This window comes from Bacillus sp. I-2, assembly GCF_001974945.1.
In the GTDB taxonomy this organism is placed as follows: Bacteria; Bacillota; Bacilli; order Bacillales; family Bacillaceae; genus Bacillus; species Bacillus safensis.
On the sequence record NZ_LZRW01000022.1, the window covers coordinates 67,707 to 84,454 of the forward strand.

Sequence of the window (16,748 nt, forward strand, 5' to 3'; positions counted from 1 at the left end):
AGAAAGAACATCCTAACGGGTGTTCTTTTTAAAGAAAAAAACCCTCCTTTTATCATATCTACTTTGTACATGAAATGATATAATGAGAGGAATTACAATTATTTACGAGGAGAGCATTTAAATGGAAATGTTCAAGGATTTTCTGCTCCATGTATCTTTTATTCTATTTCCAATCTTTTTATATCATGCGCTATGGTTAAGCCGGACCCCTGCTCATTTCCCAAAAACGAATAAACTGCTCATCACAGTATTCGCATCCATCTCTTCAGCACTATGTATTATGTATCCAGTTGGTTCGATTTTAGATTTGCAGACTGGGCTTCAATCCATTCCCCTTGTACTTGCTATTTTATACGGAGGATATATGGCGGGGATCGTTGCCATTTTGATAAGCATCATTGTCAAATTCGTGATGTACGGCTCTTTCTTATGGATTGGACTCATCGTTGTCCCAATTTACTTTTTTATCCCATTCCTGTTCTACCGAAAATGGCATCAATATTCGAAGCTAAATAAGCTGTTTTACGGAGTGCTTATCGGTTTATCCAAAGGATTCTTTATTTACATTGGACTGCTTGCGGTCAGCTTAATGGCATACAGCCCAGCTTTTATTATGCAGCAAAAGCTCCTTGAGTTATTTTTCTCAACTCTTTACTACATATTCTTTCTTGTGCTCAGTATCTATTCCATTGAATTCGTTAAGGAAAATGCGGAAATGAGATCACAGCTTGTCCAGTCAGAAAAACTGACCATTGTAAGTGAACTTGCTGCAAGTGTTGCCCATGAAGTACGCAATCCGCTGACAGTTGTGAGAGGCTTTATTCAATTGCTCTTTTCGAGTGATCATACAAAAGAGCCACCTGCCAATAAAGATTATAAAAATCTCGTTCTGTCCGAGTTAGACCGGGCGCAGGACATTATCACGAGCTATCTTGACATTGCAAAACAAAACTATTATCAAATTGAATCTCTTAATCTCTCTAAATTACTAGAGGAATGTGCATCACTGATGACATCCTATGCGAATTTTAAATCGGTCACGATTCATCAATCCATTGAACCTGACTTATACATTCAAGGTGACGTAACGAAGATCAAGCAAGTCATGATTAATTTAATCAAAAATGCGATAGAAGCGGCTCCTGAACATGAAGGGAAAATTGAACTTTTTGCTTCAAAAGAAAATCATAAAATCTGCCTTTATTTCGTTGATAACGGTGTAGGTATGACAGAAAGTCAGATGAAAAAGCTTGGCGAACCCTATTACACCTTGAAAAATAAAGGGACTGGCCTTGGGCTGACAGTGACTTTTTCAATTATTGAAAATCACCATGGAACGATTCGTTTCAAAAGCTCGCTGCAGTCTGGAACAACCGTCACCGTGAAATTTCCTGAAGATACAAGAAGAAAATGATTAATCCATTTTTTTTGTTCTTTTTTCATCTATCCGCTCCTGCTTCTTAGACGAACGAACGAAGAGACGAAAACAAATAAACGCAGCAATAAAGAAAATCACCGTGGTGATAGCCGCTGGGATGTACTCCCTTTTATCTTCAGGAAAATATAGTAGAAAAAGTACGATGAATGACATCTCGCCATTCCCCCTTTTGCTCGTTTACTTCACTATATTGGCTAAAAGAAATGAAATACCTTCCTATGAGAAGGAAATGGAGGAATTTCACATGACAGACATTCAAATTGGACAAGTTGTGAAAGGTTTTTATAAAACAGGTGTATACGTTGGGGAAGTGACAGCAGTGAAACCATCGACCTATCTCGTTCAAGTAAAAGCCGTTCTGACACATCCCACTCAAGGCGACCTGCATCATCCGAAAGAAGCAGACGTGCCTTTTTTCCAAGAAAGGCGGGCTTTGGCCTATAGAGAACAGACAAATATCCCTCATCATATGGTGAAGCCTTATGATGGCGATATCCCTGATTATGAAGAGTCACTGAAAGAAGCTGTAGATAAATTGAAACAAGCACTCCGTGCGGATGATTCCAAATGGGCTGAAAAATCAAGAGCATGCCTATCTTCTCTTGAGAAAGATTATTTTCCAGAAGACGGCCGCTAATCAGCCGAATCAAAAAAATGTGAGAAATCGATCAGCTCACCAATTTTGGTTGTTTGCGGATTTTCCACATAGGCTCTGTCTTTTTCAAAAAGGGTGAACAGCTGATAAGTCGTCATGGCATCATCGAGTGCTTTATGATGCTTACCAGCCCCTTCACTGCCGTATTCCTTTGCTGCTTTTCGAAGCCCTGTCAGTGTGCGATCACCAAAAAAGGTTTTATATTCAAAGGCCAGGTCCCTCAGCTTCCCCTTAAAAGGAAAGGCAATGTGATTGAGCATACAATTTTGCTTCAATACCTTCATGTCCATGTTGCCCCACGTAATAATTTCACAATTCTCTCCCCCATCAAGTGACACGAGCTTCTCGATAAATTCCTCAAATGAAATTCCGCTCTCTACCTCCTCCTGCGTAATTCCGAGGAAAGATTTACAGCGCTTCGTCAGCTTCGGGAACTTTTTCGGTTTGACGTAGCTAGAGAATGTGTCTATGATCGTTTCATCTGCTGCTTTCACTACCCCAGCTTCAATAATTTCAGGAAAAAAATTTTGCGGATGATATTTTCCATCAGGCATCGTAAATTCAAAATCGACCACAAGCACCGTCTTCTGTTCCACCAGTTTCACCTCACTTTTTCGTCAGCTTTTCATTCTCATACCATTATATTAAGACGGACCTTGAAATCACTTCATTTTCGTGAAAATAATGCAGATTCACTATGCCCAACCTATTCATCTGATGAAAGATCGTTTATTTTCCTTTATAATTATTAAGGAACACGAAATAAATAAAGAAGGTGATCTCTATCACAAACAGGAAGAAAAACTTGTACATCATGTGGTTTGTAAACTTTTTTGTATCTGCGAGCATTACAATGATCGTCCCTTTTTTATCACTTTACATAGAATCTCTTGATAGCAGCTATTCAAATGAATTTGTTCAAAGATGGAGCGGCTATGTCTTTGGGGTCACGTTTTTAACAGCCTTCCTGATTTCTCCGATTTGGGGGCGGATTGGCGACCGGCATGGCTATAAAAAGATTTTATTAATTAACGGAATTGGCATCGCCACAAGTATTCTATTAATGGGGCTTGTGCACACCGTGTATCAGCTATTCGCACTAAGGCTCTTCATGGGGCTTGTCACAGGCTTTATCTCGACTTCAATGGCACTGATTTCTGCACAGACCGAAAAGGCAACTGCCGGTAAAACCCTTGGCACGATGCAAATGAGTAATGTTGCCGGAGGATTGTTTGGTCCATTAATGGGTGGATTCATGGCAGACAGCGTCGGATTTATTTATACGTTTTTCCTTACAGCGGCTGTCATTTATGTGTCAGCTATTGTAATTATCTTCGGAGTGAAAGAACAGCCGATCCGATCAAAAGAAGCAAAGCGTGTTTCTTACTCACGGAAGGATGTACTCTTTCACATTTTCAAACAGCCTTTGCTTGTGGTCACGATGCTTTTAACGTTTATTACACAAGTAGGGAACTTTAGCATTCAGCCGCTTTTGGCTTTATACATTCATGATTTACATGGTCCTGTCAATCTCGCTTTTTATGCGGGCCTTGCTTTTTCTGCAACTGGACTTGGCAATTTGCTGTTTACGCGAAAATGGGGAGATCTCGGAGATCGAATTGGTCACGACAAGGTGCTGCTTGCCCTTCTCATTCTCTCCTCTATTTTATTTATCCCGCAAGCGATGGCGGATTCGTACGTCATGTTAGTCATTTTCCGTTTCCTATACGGGATGGCACTTGGCGGAATTATTCCGTGTACGACGGCGTATATCCGGATTAAAGCACCTGCTTCTATGCAAGGGGAAGTGCTCGGATACAATGTCAGCTTCCGCTTTCTTGGGAATGTCGTCGGTCCGGTAATCGGCGGCATTGTGGCGAGTCATTACGGGATTCCAGCTGTCTTTTATGTCACTGCCGGCATTTTTCTGTTTGGCGCGTTATTTTTATGGGCGGTCCGCTCGCATGCGAAAACAAAGGAAAGGAGTGTCTGATCATCTTCAGATACTCTTTTTTCTTGCGGAAAAGCCTTATTCACTAGACTTCACGCCCTTTCTTTTCTAAAAATAACCTTCTCGTATCCGCAAAAGAATGGTACGATATGGCTAGAAAATTGAAGAAAGTGAGTGACCTCATGTTTCGTGCAATCATTGGTTGGTTATTACTTGCTGCCCTCATCCCATTATTTGCTCTGACTTTTTATCTATCAAAGGAAGAAGCTGCAAGTGTAAAGCCTGTTAACGAAGTGCTTGATCAAAAAATCAAGCTGGAAAAGATAGATTTTTCCCAAAACAGTTATATGTATGACCGGGATGGTTCTCTTATCTCCGAGATCGTCTCAAACGATGAGAACCGAGTGTTCGTGAAATACGATAACATTCCTGAACCTGTGAAGGAGCTGTTCCTTCGTTCAGAGGACCGCAACTTTTATGACCATAAGGGAATTGACTTTATGGGGGTTGTTCGTGCCCTTGCTGCAAATGTCAAAAACCATGGCATCAGCCAAGGAGCGAGTACGATCACACAGCAGCTGTCCCGCAACTTATATTTAAGCCATGAACGTTCGTTCAGCCGAAAGTTTACGGAGCTACTCTATTCCTATGAACTTGAGCGGAAATTCTCGAAGGATGAAATTCTCGAAAGCTATTTAAATACGATTTATTTCAGTAATGGTGTTTACGGTGTTGGTTCAGCGGCTAATTACTATTTTGATAAGCCGCTTAGTTCTTTAACACTGGCACAAATGGCATTTATCTCTGCTATTCCAAACAACCCAACACTGTATGACCCATTAAAACAGTTCAAGCACACAAAGAAACGCCAAGAACGACTGCTTGGTATCTTGAAGAAAGATGGCGTCATCACCAAAAAGCAATACAAAAAAGCCGTCAAAGAAAAAATCAGCCTTTCTTTAAGTGAAAAGAAAAACCTATACCCTGACTATGTGACATATGCCAATGAAGAGTTTACCGATCTTGTGTCTGATCAGGAGGGCTTTACAAAACGATTGAAGAAAGCCAAAACAGCTGAAGCGAAAAAGGCGATTCAAAAGGAATTATCTGAAAAGGTCAGTGCCCTGCTCCAGGATGGTGTGAAAATTTATACGGCGCTTGATCCTTCCTTACAGCAAAGAGCCGTCTATCAGCTTAATGCTCAATTGCCTTACCAAGGTGTGGAAGGCGGATCAGCCGTCATTAATCATGAAACGCATCAAATTGTTGCACTTGCTGGCGGGAAAAACTATAAGAAATTTGATTTTAACTACGCTTATCAAGCGCAAAGACAGCCTGGTTCTGCGATTAAGCCGCTTTTAGACTATGCGCCTTATATTGATCAAACCGGCGCAACGGCTTCAAGCACCATCAGTGCCGGCAAGTTTTGCAGCAGCGGATACTGTCCGCAGAACTATAATCATAAAACGTATGGAACAGTCACACTTGAAACAGCCTTTAAACATTCTTACAATACCCCTGCGATCCGAATGCTGGATACAGTAGGTGTCAAAAAAGGCTTCAGCTATTTAGAGAAGTTCTCATTCGAGCATATCGTAGCGGATGATTACCGCCTTCCTTCTGCACTTGGCGGATTTACGAAAGGCTTCTCACCGCTAGAAATAACAGATGCGTATACCGTCTTTGGCAACCAAGGAGCCTACACACAAAGTCATTCGATCACAAAAGTGACAGACTTAAACGGTAAGACCCTTTACAAGTGGAAAGAGTCGCCAAAGCAAGTATATTCTCAGCGTACAAATGAAACGATGCGTAAGCTGCTTACCTCTGTTGTGAAGAGTGGGACAGGGAAAAAAGCGAATTTCAACGCCCCTTACATCGGTGGTAAAACAGGGACATCCAATGACTACAAAGATATTTGGTTTGTGGGACTGACAGATCAGTACACAATGGGTGTCTGGGTTGGAAGAGATAGAGGAACGGTGGAATCGATTTATCAATCAAGCCCGCACTTACGTATTTGGAAAAATACGATGCAATACGCCAGATAAACAGGAGGTTTGATTGCGATGCATTCAACACATCCACCCCATTTAATCTTATTTGACGGTGTCTGCAACGTGTGCAGCGGCGCTGTTCAGTTTGTGATTAAGCGCGATCCGAATGAACGGATGATGTTCGCTTCCTTACAATCAGATACAGGGCAGCATATTTTAAAGGAAAACGGTTTGCCTTTAGATGAGTTCAATTCATTCATTTATATCGAAAAAGGGACCCTTTATACGAAATCAACAGGCATCTTAAAAGCCGCGCGGCATTTAAAAGGGATATACAGATGGAGCTTTTTACTCCTAGCCATACCTCGCCCAATCCGTGATTGGTTTTATCAGTTGATAGCAAAAAATCGCTACAAATGGTTTGGTCAAAAAACATCTTGTATGATGCCTACACCCGATATTCAAAAACGGTTTCTTTCATAAAAAAAGCATCCTCCATCATTGGAGGATGCTTTCTTTGTCTGCTTATGAAGGCAGACTTGCCATCACACTGTTATAAAGCTTAATAAATAAGTACAAAATACCGATCAAAAACGTCGCCCAGAACAGCAGAATAAACATCATAAATCCAATCAAATTCAGCATAGAAAGCGATTGATAAATGCGAACCACAACCCAGATAAAATAGACAAGACTTGCTAATGCAAAAAGTCCGACTAGCAGAATGAGCTGCTGCGTCAACAGAAATGCTAGCAAGCTGGCAAATAAATAAACAACGGATGCAATCCGAATTTTCTTTAAGTTCTCCCCTTCAGGGTCCTTAGCGAAAAAGAGCAACGCCAGCTCTAATACCGTATCTGCAATCAGTTTTAAGGCAGATAAGATCATAAAATAAACAAGTGCAAAAGCAGCAAAGAGAGCAAGACGAATGCCCTGTTCAGAGAAAAATTCAAGCATTCCTTTTAAAATGCCTGCTTGAGTCAAGAAATCAGTTGTGATACCTACTGTGAAAATCGAAAAAGCAGAGCTGAATAGTAAAATTGAAATCAGCGGAAAATATCCAGTCAAATATGTATTTTTCATAAATAGATCCTTTCTCATAAGCTCACATTTATTATGGCTCACTTAAAACGGATTGACAAGATGCTTTCAAAGTAAACCGACAGCAAAATCAAATTTATGATTTTGCACGTACATTCCTTCACAAACTTACATTTTCCCGTTAAAGTATTACTGTTACGAAAAAATCGTGCGTTAGGGGTATACTCGTGAAAAAAACTTTAAGACTGCAAACACGGCTGACGATCTTTGTGTGCATCGTTGTCCTGATCTCCCTTTGTATCACATTCTTTACGATATGGTCGGAAACAGCCAAGAACATCCATCAGCAGGAACGTGACATTGCTCTCTCTACTGCCAAAATGGTCGCAGAGGCACCGATCACAGCACAATCATTAGAAGATCATTCATATTCCGCATTACGAAAATATACAACAAGTGTTCAGCAAATCACCAAAACCGAATTCGTTGTCGTCATGGATATGAACGGTATCCGCAAAACACACCCGAATCCGCAGAAAATTGGAAAGCGGTTTGCCGGCGGTGATGAAAAAGCAGCATTACAGGGAAAAGAACATATTAGTACGGCTTCTGGAACACTCGGCAGATCCATGCGTGCTTTTGTTCCTGTTTATGATCAAAATGGAAAGCAGCTTGGGGCTGTGGCCGTAGGGATTACGTTAAAGGAAATTGACTTGATTATTCATCAAAGCTTACTTCCACTTTACTTCGTCACATCACTCAGCCTTCTATCTGGCATCATCGGAGCACTCATTGTGGCAAGAAAAGTGAAGAAGATTATGTTTGGACTTGAGCCGGATGAGATCGCCACATTGTTAAAAGAACGAAGTGCCATGCTAGAATCAACAAAAGAAGGGATTCTGGCCGTTGATCAGCACGGTAAAATCAAACTGGCCAATGCAGAGGCAAAACGGCTCTTTCATAATATGGGCATTATGGTTGATCCTAGAGAACAAGATGTGCAAACTCTCCTTCCTTCAAGCGGCTTAAAACAGGTCATTGAAACACGCAAGCCGCTGCTTGATCGTGACGTGAGAATGAATGGACTGGAGCTCGTCTTTAATGAAGTGCCAATTACGGTAAAAGGTGAAATTGTCGGAGCCATCGCCACCTTCCGTGACAAAACAGAAGTGAAACATCTGGCTGAGCAGCTTAGCGGGGTCAAAATGTATGCGAATGCGCTCCGTGCCCAGTCACATGAATTTATGAACAAGCTGCATGTCATTTTAGGATTGGTTCAGCTCAAAAACTACGATGACCTTGGCACCTATATCAAAGATATTGCGATTTATCAGCAAACGGAAACAAATGAAATCATCAACCATGTGAAAAACTCTGTTTTAGCAGGATTTTTACTAGGAAAACAAAGCTATATCAGGGAACAAGGCGCTGCCTTGGAGGTTATTTGCAGCACACAAGTGCCAAATACGGAGGACCCGGCAGTGACGCATGATCTCATTACCGTGATTGGCAACTTGTTAAATAACGCACTCGATGCTGTTTCACATACTGACACGAAAAACATCTCGATCTCCTTCAGATACGTCCATGAGCAGCTTCACATTGAAATCACGGACACAGGTGTTGGTCTCACGAAAGAAGAACAAGACATCATGTTTGATCAAGGCTTTTCAACTAAAGGAGAAGACCGAGGGTTCGGACTCTACTTCGTTGACCAAAGCATCAAGAAATTGAACGGACATATGATTGTCACGAGTGAAAAAGGAGAAGGAACGACCTTTAGTCTCCGCATTCCGTATAAACAAAAGGAGGATTCACATGATTAATGTGTTAATAGTAGAAGATGATCCAATGGTTGGGGAGCTGAACAAACGCTACCTGACCCAAATCGACGGCTTTGAGTTAAAGGGGATTGCCACCTCCTTTCAGCAGGCACTTGAAGTGTTAAAAACAGAAGTCATTCACCTCGTACTGCTCGATATTTATATGCCTGGACAAAATGGACTGGCATTACTAACAGAAATTCGCCAGCAAAATCATGCCGTTGATGTCATTGTCATTTCGGCTGCAAATGAAGTCGATGTTGTACAGCAAACGATGCGAAATGGAGCAGTTGATTATTTAATTAAGCCGTTTGAGTTCGAACGATTCCAATCAGCACTGGCAGAGTATAAACGGAAACACGCCCTGTATCAATCCATGAACAGCATTTCGCAAAATGATTTAGATGCGAAGCTTTTTCATAAAAAAGCAGAGGCGGAAAAAGTCCTCTTGCCAAAAGGACTGACCAAAAGCACACTTAAACTCATCTGGACAAGCATTCAATCATTTGGCCAGCAGGCTTTCACAACCGAAGACCTAGCCAATCATACAGAAATCTCTCAAGTCTCCATTAGAAAATACTTGAAATTCCTTGAGGATATCGAAGTGGTGGATGTTGAAATGGCATATGGGACAATTGGACGTCCTGTTTTCCAATATAAACTGAACACGAGCAATATGAATTTGATTCAGCAATATCTTTAAAATACTACATCTGACCTTTCACAAAGGCCAGATGTTTTTTTATGGCATAAGATGTAACAAACCCCTTGATATCAGTGGTTCTGCTGTAGCGGAGCACATCACAAAAGCGGCATTATATCATATTTCAGCAGATAAAAAGACATCAAATAAAGCCATTTAACATTTTTTTAAAAATAAAACAAATTTCTATTTATTTATTCGATCGGAAATGATAAATTATGATTGATTAGTTCAACGAGATATAAGTCTGATGTCTTACATCTTCTCTCCTGCCCTCCATAAGTTTCATGAGAAAGCAGGATAAAATACCCTCTTCAGAAGGGTGAGAAGAGATAGATCGGTCTTTTTTCGCGAGACTTTTCTGAAACTTTTAAATTTTATAGGGGGTTATGTTTTGAAGAAGCGCAAAATTGGACTAGCATTGTCCTTAGTCGTAGCAGCAGGAACCATCCTTGGAGCATGCGGCAACTCTGGCTCAAACAGCGGTGAAAGCAAAAAAGATAAAGATCAATTCACTGTTGCAATGGTAACTGATGTCGGTGGTGTCGATGACAAATCGTTTAACCAATCAGCTTGGGAAGGTTTACAAGCATTTGGGAAAGACAACAATCTAAAAAAAGGTAAAAACGGCTTTGATTACTTACAATCTAAATCAGATGCTGACTATACAACAAACTTAAACACACTTGCTCGTGAGAAATTCGACCTGATTTACGGAATTGGTTTCTTAATGGAAGATGCTATTTCTGAAATTGCGGATCAACGTAAGAAAAACCACTTTGCGATCGTTGATGCCGTCGTGAAAAAAGACAACGTAGCCAGCATTGTATTTAACGAAAACGAAGGATCATTCCTTGTGGGTGTTGCGGCTGCTCTTTCTACAAAATCAAACAAAATTGGATTCGTCGGCGGCGTTGATTCTGAATTAGTCAGAAAATTCGAAGTTGGCTTCCGCGCAGGTGTTGAAGCAGCTAATCCGAAAGCAAAAGTTGAAGTGAAATATGCCGGTGCATTCGATAAGGCTGACATCGGGAAAGCAACAGCTGAAAGCATGTACAAATCTGGCGTCGACATCATCTATCATGCTGCTGGCGGCACTGGAACTGGTGTCTTCACAGAAGCGAAAAACCTGAAAAAAGCAGATCCTAACCGTAAAGTTTGGGTTATCGGTGTAGATAAAGACCAGTATGACGAAGGAAAAGTACCTGGAACAAAACAAAGTGTCACCCTTACTTCTATGGTTAAGAAAGTAGACACAGCGGTACAAGACTTAACAACGAAAGCAAAAGAAGGTAAGTTCCCTGGCGGCGAAGTGATCACATACGGTCTGAAAGAAGGCGCTCTTGACATCTCTCCATCTAAGGAAAACCTTGATAAAGATGTATTAAAGAAAGTTGAAGAATGGAAACAAAAAATCATCAAGGGTGAAGTGAAAATCCCTGCAACACGTGATGAACTAAAAGATTTTAAAGCTTAATTTGAGCATCGGGATAAGCGCGCCTTATCCCCTTGCCTCTCCTTTACCTCCTCTTTATTCGTAAAAGGTGGTAAAAGAAAAGCTGCAGCCTCGTTTTGCAGCTTTTCTTTTGCTAGTTTTTATCTTTATCAGCACCCTAAAAAAGGAGCGGTTAAACCTGTGGATTATGTCATTGAAATGTTGAATATACGCAAAGAATTCCCTGGCATTGTAGCAAACGACAACATTACGCTGCAGCTAAAAAAGGGCGAAATTCATGCGCTGCTTGGTGAAAACGGCGCTGGAAAATCAACGCTCATGAACGTGCTTTTCGGACTGTACCAGCCTGAAAAAGGTGAAATCAAGGTACACGGAAAACCTGTGACCATCTCTAGTCCAAATGATGCTAGTGATTTAGGCATCGGAATGGTGCATCAGCACTTTATGCTTGTCGATACCTTCACTGTCGCTGAAAACATCATTTTAGGTAAAGAGCCCAAGAAGTTTGGAAAGATTGACAAAGAACAAGCCATACAGCAAGTACAAGAGCTTTCTGACCGCTATGGTTTGAAAATAGATCCTGCCGCAAAAGTATCTGACATCTCTGTCGGCATGCAGCAGCGTGCAGAAATCTTAAAAACACTTTACCGCGGCGCTGACATTTTGATCTTCGACGAACCAACGGCCGTTTTAACACCTCAAGAAATCAAAGAACTCATACAAATTATGAAAAACTTAATCAATGAAGGCAAATCCATTATTTTAATCACCCATAAGCTGAAAGAAATTATGGATGCCTGTCATCGCGTGACCATTATCCGAAAAGGCCAAGGCATTCGTACACTTGATGTGGAAAGCACAAATAAAGACGAACTTGCAAGCCTCATGGTTGGCCGTGAAGTGTCATTTAAAACAGACAAAAAAGCTGCTTCTCCTGCTGAGGAGGTTCTTCAAATTCAAGACCTCACAGTAAAAGACGCCAGAGGAATTGAAGCTGTCAAACAGTTGAACCTCTCAGTGAAGGCTGGCGAAATTGTCGGAATTGCTGGGGTAGATGGCAATGGCCAGTCTGAATTAATTGAAGCCATTACTGGTCTAAAAAAATCAGAATCTGGCACAATCATGCTAAACGGGAAAGCCATTCAAAATCTCCCGCCTCGTAAAGTGACCGAATCTGGGATTGGACATATTCCTCAGGACCGTCATAAACATGGACTTGTACTCGATTTTTCAATTGGAGAAAACATTTCCTTACAAACGTATTATCAGCGTCCTTATTCAAAATTCGGCTTATTGAATATGAAAAATATTTATCAAAAAGCAAAACGAATCATTGCGGAATATGACGTCAGGACACCGAGTGAATATACAGAAGCACGCGCTCTGTCAGGCGGTAACCAGCAAAAAGCCATTATCGGCCGTGAAGTTGACCGCAATCCTGATTTATTAATTGCCGCTCAGCCGACACGTGGACTTGATGTTGGTGCGATTGAATTTGTTCATAAACGTCTAATCGAGCAAAGAGACGCAGGTAAAGCCGTTTTGCTCATCTCCTTTGAGCTTGATGAAATTATTAATGTCAGTGATAAGATCGCTGTTATTTTCGAAGGCAGCATTGTCGCCATTGTTGATCCAAAAGAAACAACAGAGCAAGAGCTTGGTCTATTAATGGCTGGAAGTACGCAACAGGAAGTGGGGAAAGAAGCAAATGTCTAATCGCTTAACAAATCTGCTGATTCCGCTTATAGCCATTGTACTTGGTCTTTTGGTTGGGGCCATTATTATGCTAGCAAGCGGTTATAGTGTCATCGAAGGCTATAGCGCCCTTTGGAATGGCGTTTTCGGTGAAACCTATTATATGGGAGAAACCATCAGGCAAGTGACACCTTATATTTTATCAGGTCTTGCTGTTGCCTTTGCATTTCGGACAGGCCTGTTTAATATCGGTGTAGAAGGTCAAATGCTTGTTGGCTGGGTAGCTGCTGTATGGATTGGAACAACTGTCCATGCACCTATGTATATTCATCTGCCGCTTGCACTCATCACCGCAGCTGCTGCAGGTGCTTTATGGGGCTTTATTCCCGGTTTTTTAAAAGCTCGTTTTTATGTGCATGAGGTCATCGTTACTATCATGATGAACTACATTGCCCTTCATGTCACAAACTATTTAATCTCAAATGTCTTAACAGATAATAAAGATAAAACAGATAAAATCGATGCCACTGCCTCGCTCCGCTCTGGATTTTTTGAGCAGATCACTGATTTTTCCCGAATGCATAACGGTATTTTTGTTGCCATTATTGCTGCGGTCGTGATGTGGATCATTATTCAAAAAACGTCTAAAGGGTTTGAATTACGAGCAGTTGGAATGAACCAGCAGGCATCACATTATGCTGGTATGACCGTTCGCCGCAATATCATTTATGCGATGCTCATTTCAGGTGCTTTTGCAGGTCTTGCAGGCGCTATGGAAGGTCTTGGTACATTTGAATATGCCTCTATTAAAGGCTCGTTTACTGGCGTAGGTTTTGATGGAATTGCCGTCGCTTTATTAGGTGGAAATACGGCTGTTGGTGTTGTCCTTGCTGCATTATTGCTTGGTGGATTGAAGGTCGGTGCATTAAATATGCCGCTTGAATCAGGCGTACCGACTGAGGTTGTTGATATTGTCATTGCGATCATCATTCTTTTCGTCGCCTCAAGCTATATTATCCGTCTTGTGATTCAACAAATGAAGAAAAAGGGGGGAAAATAAGTGGGATTTCTGCAAATACTTGAAATCATCGTCCCAGCTACACTTGTTTATGCTGCACCACTTATTTTAACCGCTCTTGGAGGCGTCTTTTCAGAAAGATCAGGTGTTGTCAATATCGGTCTTGAAGGGTTGATGGTCGTCGGAGCATTTTCCAGTATTATCTTTAACTTGTTTTTTGCTGATACGTTTGGAGCCTTGACCCCGTGGCTTGGGCTTCTCGTCGGAATGGCCGTTGGCGGATTGTTCTCACTGATTCATGCAGTGGCGACCATTACCTTCCGAGCTGATCAAACGGTCAGTGGTGTGGCGATTAACATGCTGGCACTTGGCGCAACATTGTTTGTCGTCAAACTGATTTATGGAAAAGCACAAACTGATAAAATTACAGAGCCTTTCTATAAAGGAGATATTCCCCTTTTAAGTGACATTCCGATCATTGGTGATATTTTCTTTAAAGATGTTTATTATACGTCTATACTCGCCTTAGCTCTTGCGGTTGTTGCTTGGTTTGTTTTATTTAAAATGCCGTTTGGTCTTCGTCTTCGTGCAGTCGGAGAGCATCCAATGGCAGCTGATACAATGGGAATCAAAGTGTACCGGATGCGTTACATCGCTGTTTTCATTAGTGGACTGTTTGGCGGTCTTGGCGGAGCTGTTTATGCCTCAACGATCGCGCTTGATTTCTCACATGCCACCATTACTGGACAAGGCTTCATCGCACTAGCTGCGCTTGTATTCGGTAAATGGCATCCATTTGGCGCAATGGGCGCTGCTTTATTCTTTGGATTTGCTCAAAGTTTAAGCATCATTGGCTCTCTCCTGCCGCTGTTCCAAGATATACCGAATGTGTATATGCTCATAGCACCATATGTGCTTACCATTTTAGCACTTACTGGCTTCATTGGACGTGCCGATGCACCGAAAGCTCTTGGTACGCCTTATCTAAAAGGAAAACGATAAATACGATGTATGATCAATCCCCTGAAGGACAAACTACCTTCAGGGGATTTTTGTATGATAAAAAACTCAAAAACTCCTGTTTATTTTACTTTTATTACACTTATTTTAGTTTAATAAATAGAAGAGTGTCATTGAATCTTCTACAATTGAGACAAATAGCATTTGGGGGTGTTTATGTGGCTAATGCACAACAATTGAAATCGATTACAGACGATTCTGACAATAATAAAAGCGTTTTCCGTAAGATCATGTCTTGGAAAATTGGTGTTATTGATCTACCTGTGTATTTAGTACTTGCAGCGATTATTTTAACTGCCGCTTATTTCAATAAAATTCCAGCAAATATGCTTGGTGGTTTCGCTGTTATTATGATTTTGGGGATTTTCCTTGGAGATGTAGGACAACGTATTCCAATCTTAAAAGATATTGGTGGACCGGCGATTCTTTCTTTATTCGTACCATCGTTCCTGGTCTTTTTTAATGTTCTGAATCCGAACTCATTGGAAGCGGTTACGTCTCTTATGAAAACGTCGAACTTCCTTTACTTCTATATCTCTGCTCTTGTAGTAGGTAGTATTCTTGGGATGCAGCGAACTGTTTTAGTACAAGGCCTTATTCGTATGTTTGTTCCTCTCGTTGCAGGTACAATTGCAGCTGTGAGTGCTGGTATCCTTGTTGGCCTTTTAGTTGGTTACACACCGCATCATTCATTCTTCTTTATTATTGTACCGATTATTGCCGGTGGTGTTGGAGAAGGGATTTTGCCATTATCTATCGCTTATTCACAAATTCTTGATGTATCAGCAGAGTCATTAATTTCTCAATTAATTCCTGCGGCTGTCATTGGGAACGTCATTGCCATTATCTGTGCTGGCGCATTGAAGAAGCTTGGTGAAAAACGTCCTGAACTAAACGGAAATGGCCGTCTTGTGAAATCTAAAGAAGCAAACGAAATTTTCGAGCAGCCAGATTTGGATGCAAAAGTTGATTTCGGGTTAATGGGTGCTGGTGTACTCGTTGCTTGTACAACCTTCATCTTTGGTGGTCTGTTAGAAAGCTTTGTTCATATTCCAGGTCCAATCTTAATGATTGTTCTTGCTGCTTTAATCAAATACTTAAACGTGATGCCTCAGCATCTTCAAAACGGCTCACAGCAGTTCTACAAGTTTGTATCTAAAAGCTTTACATGGCCGCTAATGGTTGGTCTTGGTATTCTATACATTCCACTTGATGATGTAGCAACTGTCATCTCCATTCCATTCGTATGCGTATGTATCGCTGTTGTACTCGCAATGGTTGGTTCTGGTTACTTCGTTGGAAAACTAATGAACATGTATCCAGTAGAATCTGCTATTGTCACTGGCTGTCACAGCGGACTTGGCGGTACTGGCGACGTTGCGATTCTTTCAGCTTCTGGAAGAATGGGTCTTATGCCTTTCGCACAAGTATCTACACGACTTGGCGGAGCAGCAACTGTTATCTGTGCAACGATCTTACTCAGAGTGTTTAGTTAAACTACCACACATAAAAAGCATGGGCTCTCACATGGGCCCATGCTTTTTTTATATTTCTTTTCTCCTATAGGATCTTATTCATCAGCTAATACAATTCGTAAATATTCTCTGGGCTGAAAAGGATACAGCTTGGTTTCTTGATAGCTCATGTGAAGAAGATGCTCAGAAAACAGCGGCCATTCACTCCCGGCCTGCCACCTTTTTTGATCATTTCGGTCAATCAAGAATGCTCCTCCTAAAATCGTGCAGAATAGGCTTAAGCTGATGGCGATCTTTCGTTTCATTTGATCAGCTCCTTTAGGAAAAGCATGTACGAAAAACAAAACAATATACAATGAGTATCATTTTTGATAAAATTATTTTTGTGGTCAAAAGAACCTAAAACAAATACAGTTTGCTTGAAATCGTTTCAAACCAATGCACTATGGCTGTATTTACGCTATAATTTTAATTAC

Annotated in this window: 16 protein-coding genes; 12 read left to right on the forward strand and 4 right to left on the reverse strand. The window is 41.1% G+C overall.

The features are described 5' to 3' along the window. Positions 1–121: 121 nt before the first annotated feature. On the forward strand, positions 122–1,414 hold the full coding sequence (locus BAE31_RS06695) for a sensor histidine kinase (RefSeq protein WP_041107619.1): 1,293 nt from the start codon (positions 122–124) through the stop codon (positions 1,412–1,414). On the opposite strand, the gene BAE31_RS19610 is transcribed toward BAE31_RS06695, so the two are convergent. Next, entirely contained in the window at positions 1,415–1,591 is a 177-nt protein-coding gene (locus tag BAE31_RS19610; RefSeq protein WP_170871276.1) for a hypothetical protein, read from the reverse strand. A 91-nt stretch (positions 1,592–1,682) separates the two neighbouring features. On the opposite strand from BAE31_RS19610, the gene kapB reads away from it, so the two are divergent. Next, complete coding sequence (kapB, locus tag BAE31_RS06700) at positions 1,683–2,075, forward strand: kinase-associated lipoprotein KapB (RefSeq protein WP_044332458.1); 393 nt, start codon at positions 1,683–1,685, stop codon at positions 2,073–2,075. Here kapB and kapD read toward each other — a convergent pair. Beyond that, complete coding sequence (gene kapD, locus BAE31_RS06705; protein ID WP_056765912.1) at positions 2,072–2,689, reverse strand: 3'-5' exonuclease KapD; 618 nt, start codon at positions 2,687–2,689, stop codon at positions 2,072–2,074. The genes kapB and kapD overlap by 4 nt on opposite strands. Positions 2,690–2,907: 218 nt before the next feature. On the opposite strand from kapD, the gene BAE31_RS06710 reads away from it, so the two are divergent. The 3 genes from BAE31_RS06710 (at position 2,908) to BAE31_RS06720 (ending at position 6,524) form a co-directional block, all read left to right on the forward strand. After that, complete coding sequence (locus tag BAE31_RS06710; RefSeq protein ID WP_220396324.1) at positions 2,908–4,086, forward strand: MFS transporter; 1,179 nt, start codon at positions 2,908–2,910, stop codon at positions 4,084–4,086. Between the two features lie 107 nt (positions 4,087–4,193). Continuing rightward, positions 4,194–6,095, forward strand: coding sequence for a transglycosylase domain-containing protein (locus BAE31_RS06715; protein WP_076839908.1), 1,902 nt, complete (start codon positions 4,194–4,196; stop codon positions 6,093–6,095). Between the two features lie 18 nt (positions 6,096–6,113). Beyond that, on the forward strand, positions 6,114–6,524 hold the full coding sequence (locus BAE31_RS06720) for a thiol-disulfide oxidoreductase DCC family protein (protein WP_056765908.1): 411 nt from the start codon (positions 6,114–6,116) through the stop codon (positions 6,522–6,524). Between the two features lie 42 nt (positions 6,525–6,566). Here the strand turns inward: BAE31_RS06720 and BAE31_RS06725 are convergent, their stop codons facing one another. Next, a complete protein-coding gene (locus tag BAE31_RS06725) occupies positions 6,567–7,124 on the reverse strand; it encodes a YufK family protein (protein WP_024423305.1) in 558 nt (185 codons plus the stop codon). Positions 7,125–7,309: 185 nt separating this feature from the next. Between BAE31_RS06725 and malK the strand changes: the two genes are divergently transcribed. The 7 genes from malK (at position 7,310) to BAE31_RS06760 (ending at position 16,293) form a co-directional block, all read left to right on the forward strand. Continuing rightward, a complete protein-coding gene (gene malK / locus BAE31_RS06730; RefSeq protein ID WP_024423306.1) occupies positions 7,310–8,908 on the forward strand; it encodes a malate sensor histidine kinase MalK in 1,599 nt (532 codons plus the stop codon). Continuing rightward, a complete protein-coding gene (locus BAE31_RS06735; RefSeq protein ID WP_024423307.1) occupies positions 8,901–9,608 on the forward strand; it encodes a response regulator in 708 nt (235 codons plus the stop codon). The genes malK and BAE31_RS06735 overlap by 8 nt, the downstream gene beginning before the upstream one ends. Before the next feature lie 394 nt (positions 9,609–10,002). Beyond that, a complete protein-coding gene (locus BAE31_RS06740; protein ID WP_024425935.1) occupies positions 10,003–11,085 on the forward strand; it encodes a BMP family lipoprotein in 1,083 nt (360 codons plus the stop codon). 159 nt (positions 11,086–11,244) lie between these two features. Further along, positions 11,245–12,780: an ABC transporter ATP-binding protein gene (locus tag BAE31_RS06745; RefSeq protein WP_075621899.1), complete on the forward strand. Its 1,536-nt coding sequence runs from the start codon at positions 11,245–11,247 to the stop codon at positions 12,778–12,780. Next, the gene (locus BAE31_RS06750) at positions 12,773–13,819 is read left to right on the forward strand and encodes an ABC transporter permease (RefSeq protein ID WP_075621898.1); all 1,047 of its coding nucleotides are present in this window, start codon (positions 12,773–12,775) and stop codon (positions 13,817–13,819) included. The genes BAE31_RS06745 and BAE31_RS06750 overlap by 8 nt, the downstream gene beginning before the upstream one ends. Beyond that, positions 13,820–14,779 (forward strand): ABC transporter permease, encoded by a 960-nt coding sequence (locus BAE31_RS06755; RefSeq protein WP_024423311.1) that lies wholly within the window; start codon positions 13,820–13,822, stop codon positions 14,777–14,779. A 176-nt stretch (positions 14,780–14,955) separates the two neighbouring features. Then, positions 14,956–16,293 carry a 2-hydroxycarboxylate transporter family protein gene (locus tag BAE31_RS06760; protein WP_024423312.1) on the forward strand — a complete coding sequence of 446 codons (1,338 nt, stop codon included), beginning with the start codon at positions 14,956–14,958 and terminating at the stop codon, positions 16,291–16,293. A gap of 74 nt (positions 16,294–16,367) precedes the next feature. On the opposite strand, the gene BAE31_RS06765 is transcribed toward BAE31_RS06760, so the two are convergent. Continuing rightward, positions 16,368–16,577: a hypothetical protein gene (locus tag BAE31_RS06765; protein WP_024423313.1), complete on the reverse strand. Its 210-nt coding sequence runs from the start codon at positions 16,575–16,577 to the stop codon at positions 16,368–16,370. Between the last annotated feature and the right edge of the window lie 171 nt (positions 16,578–16,748).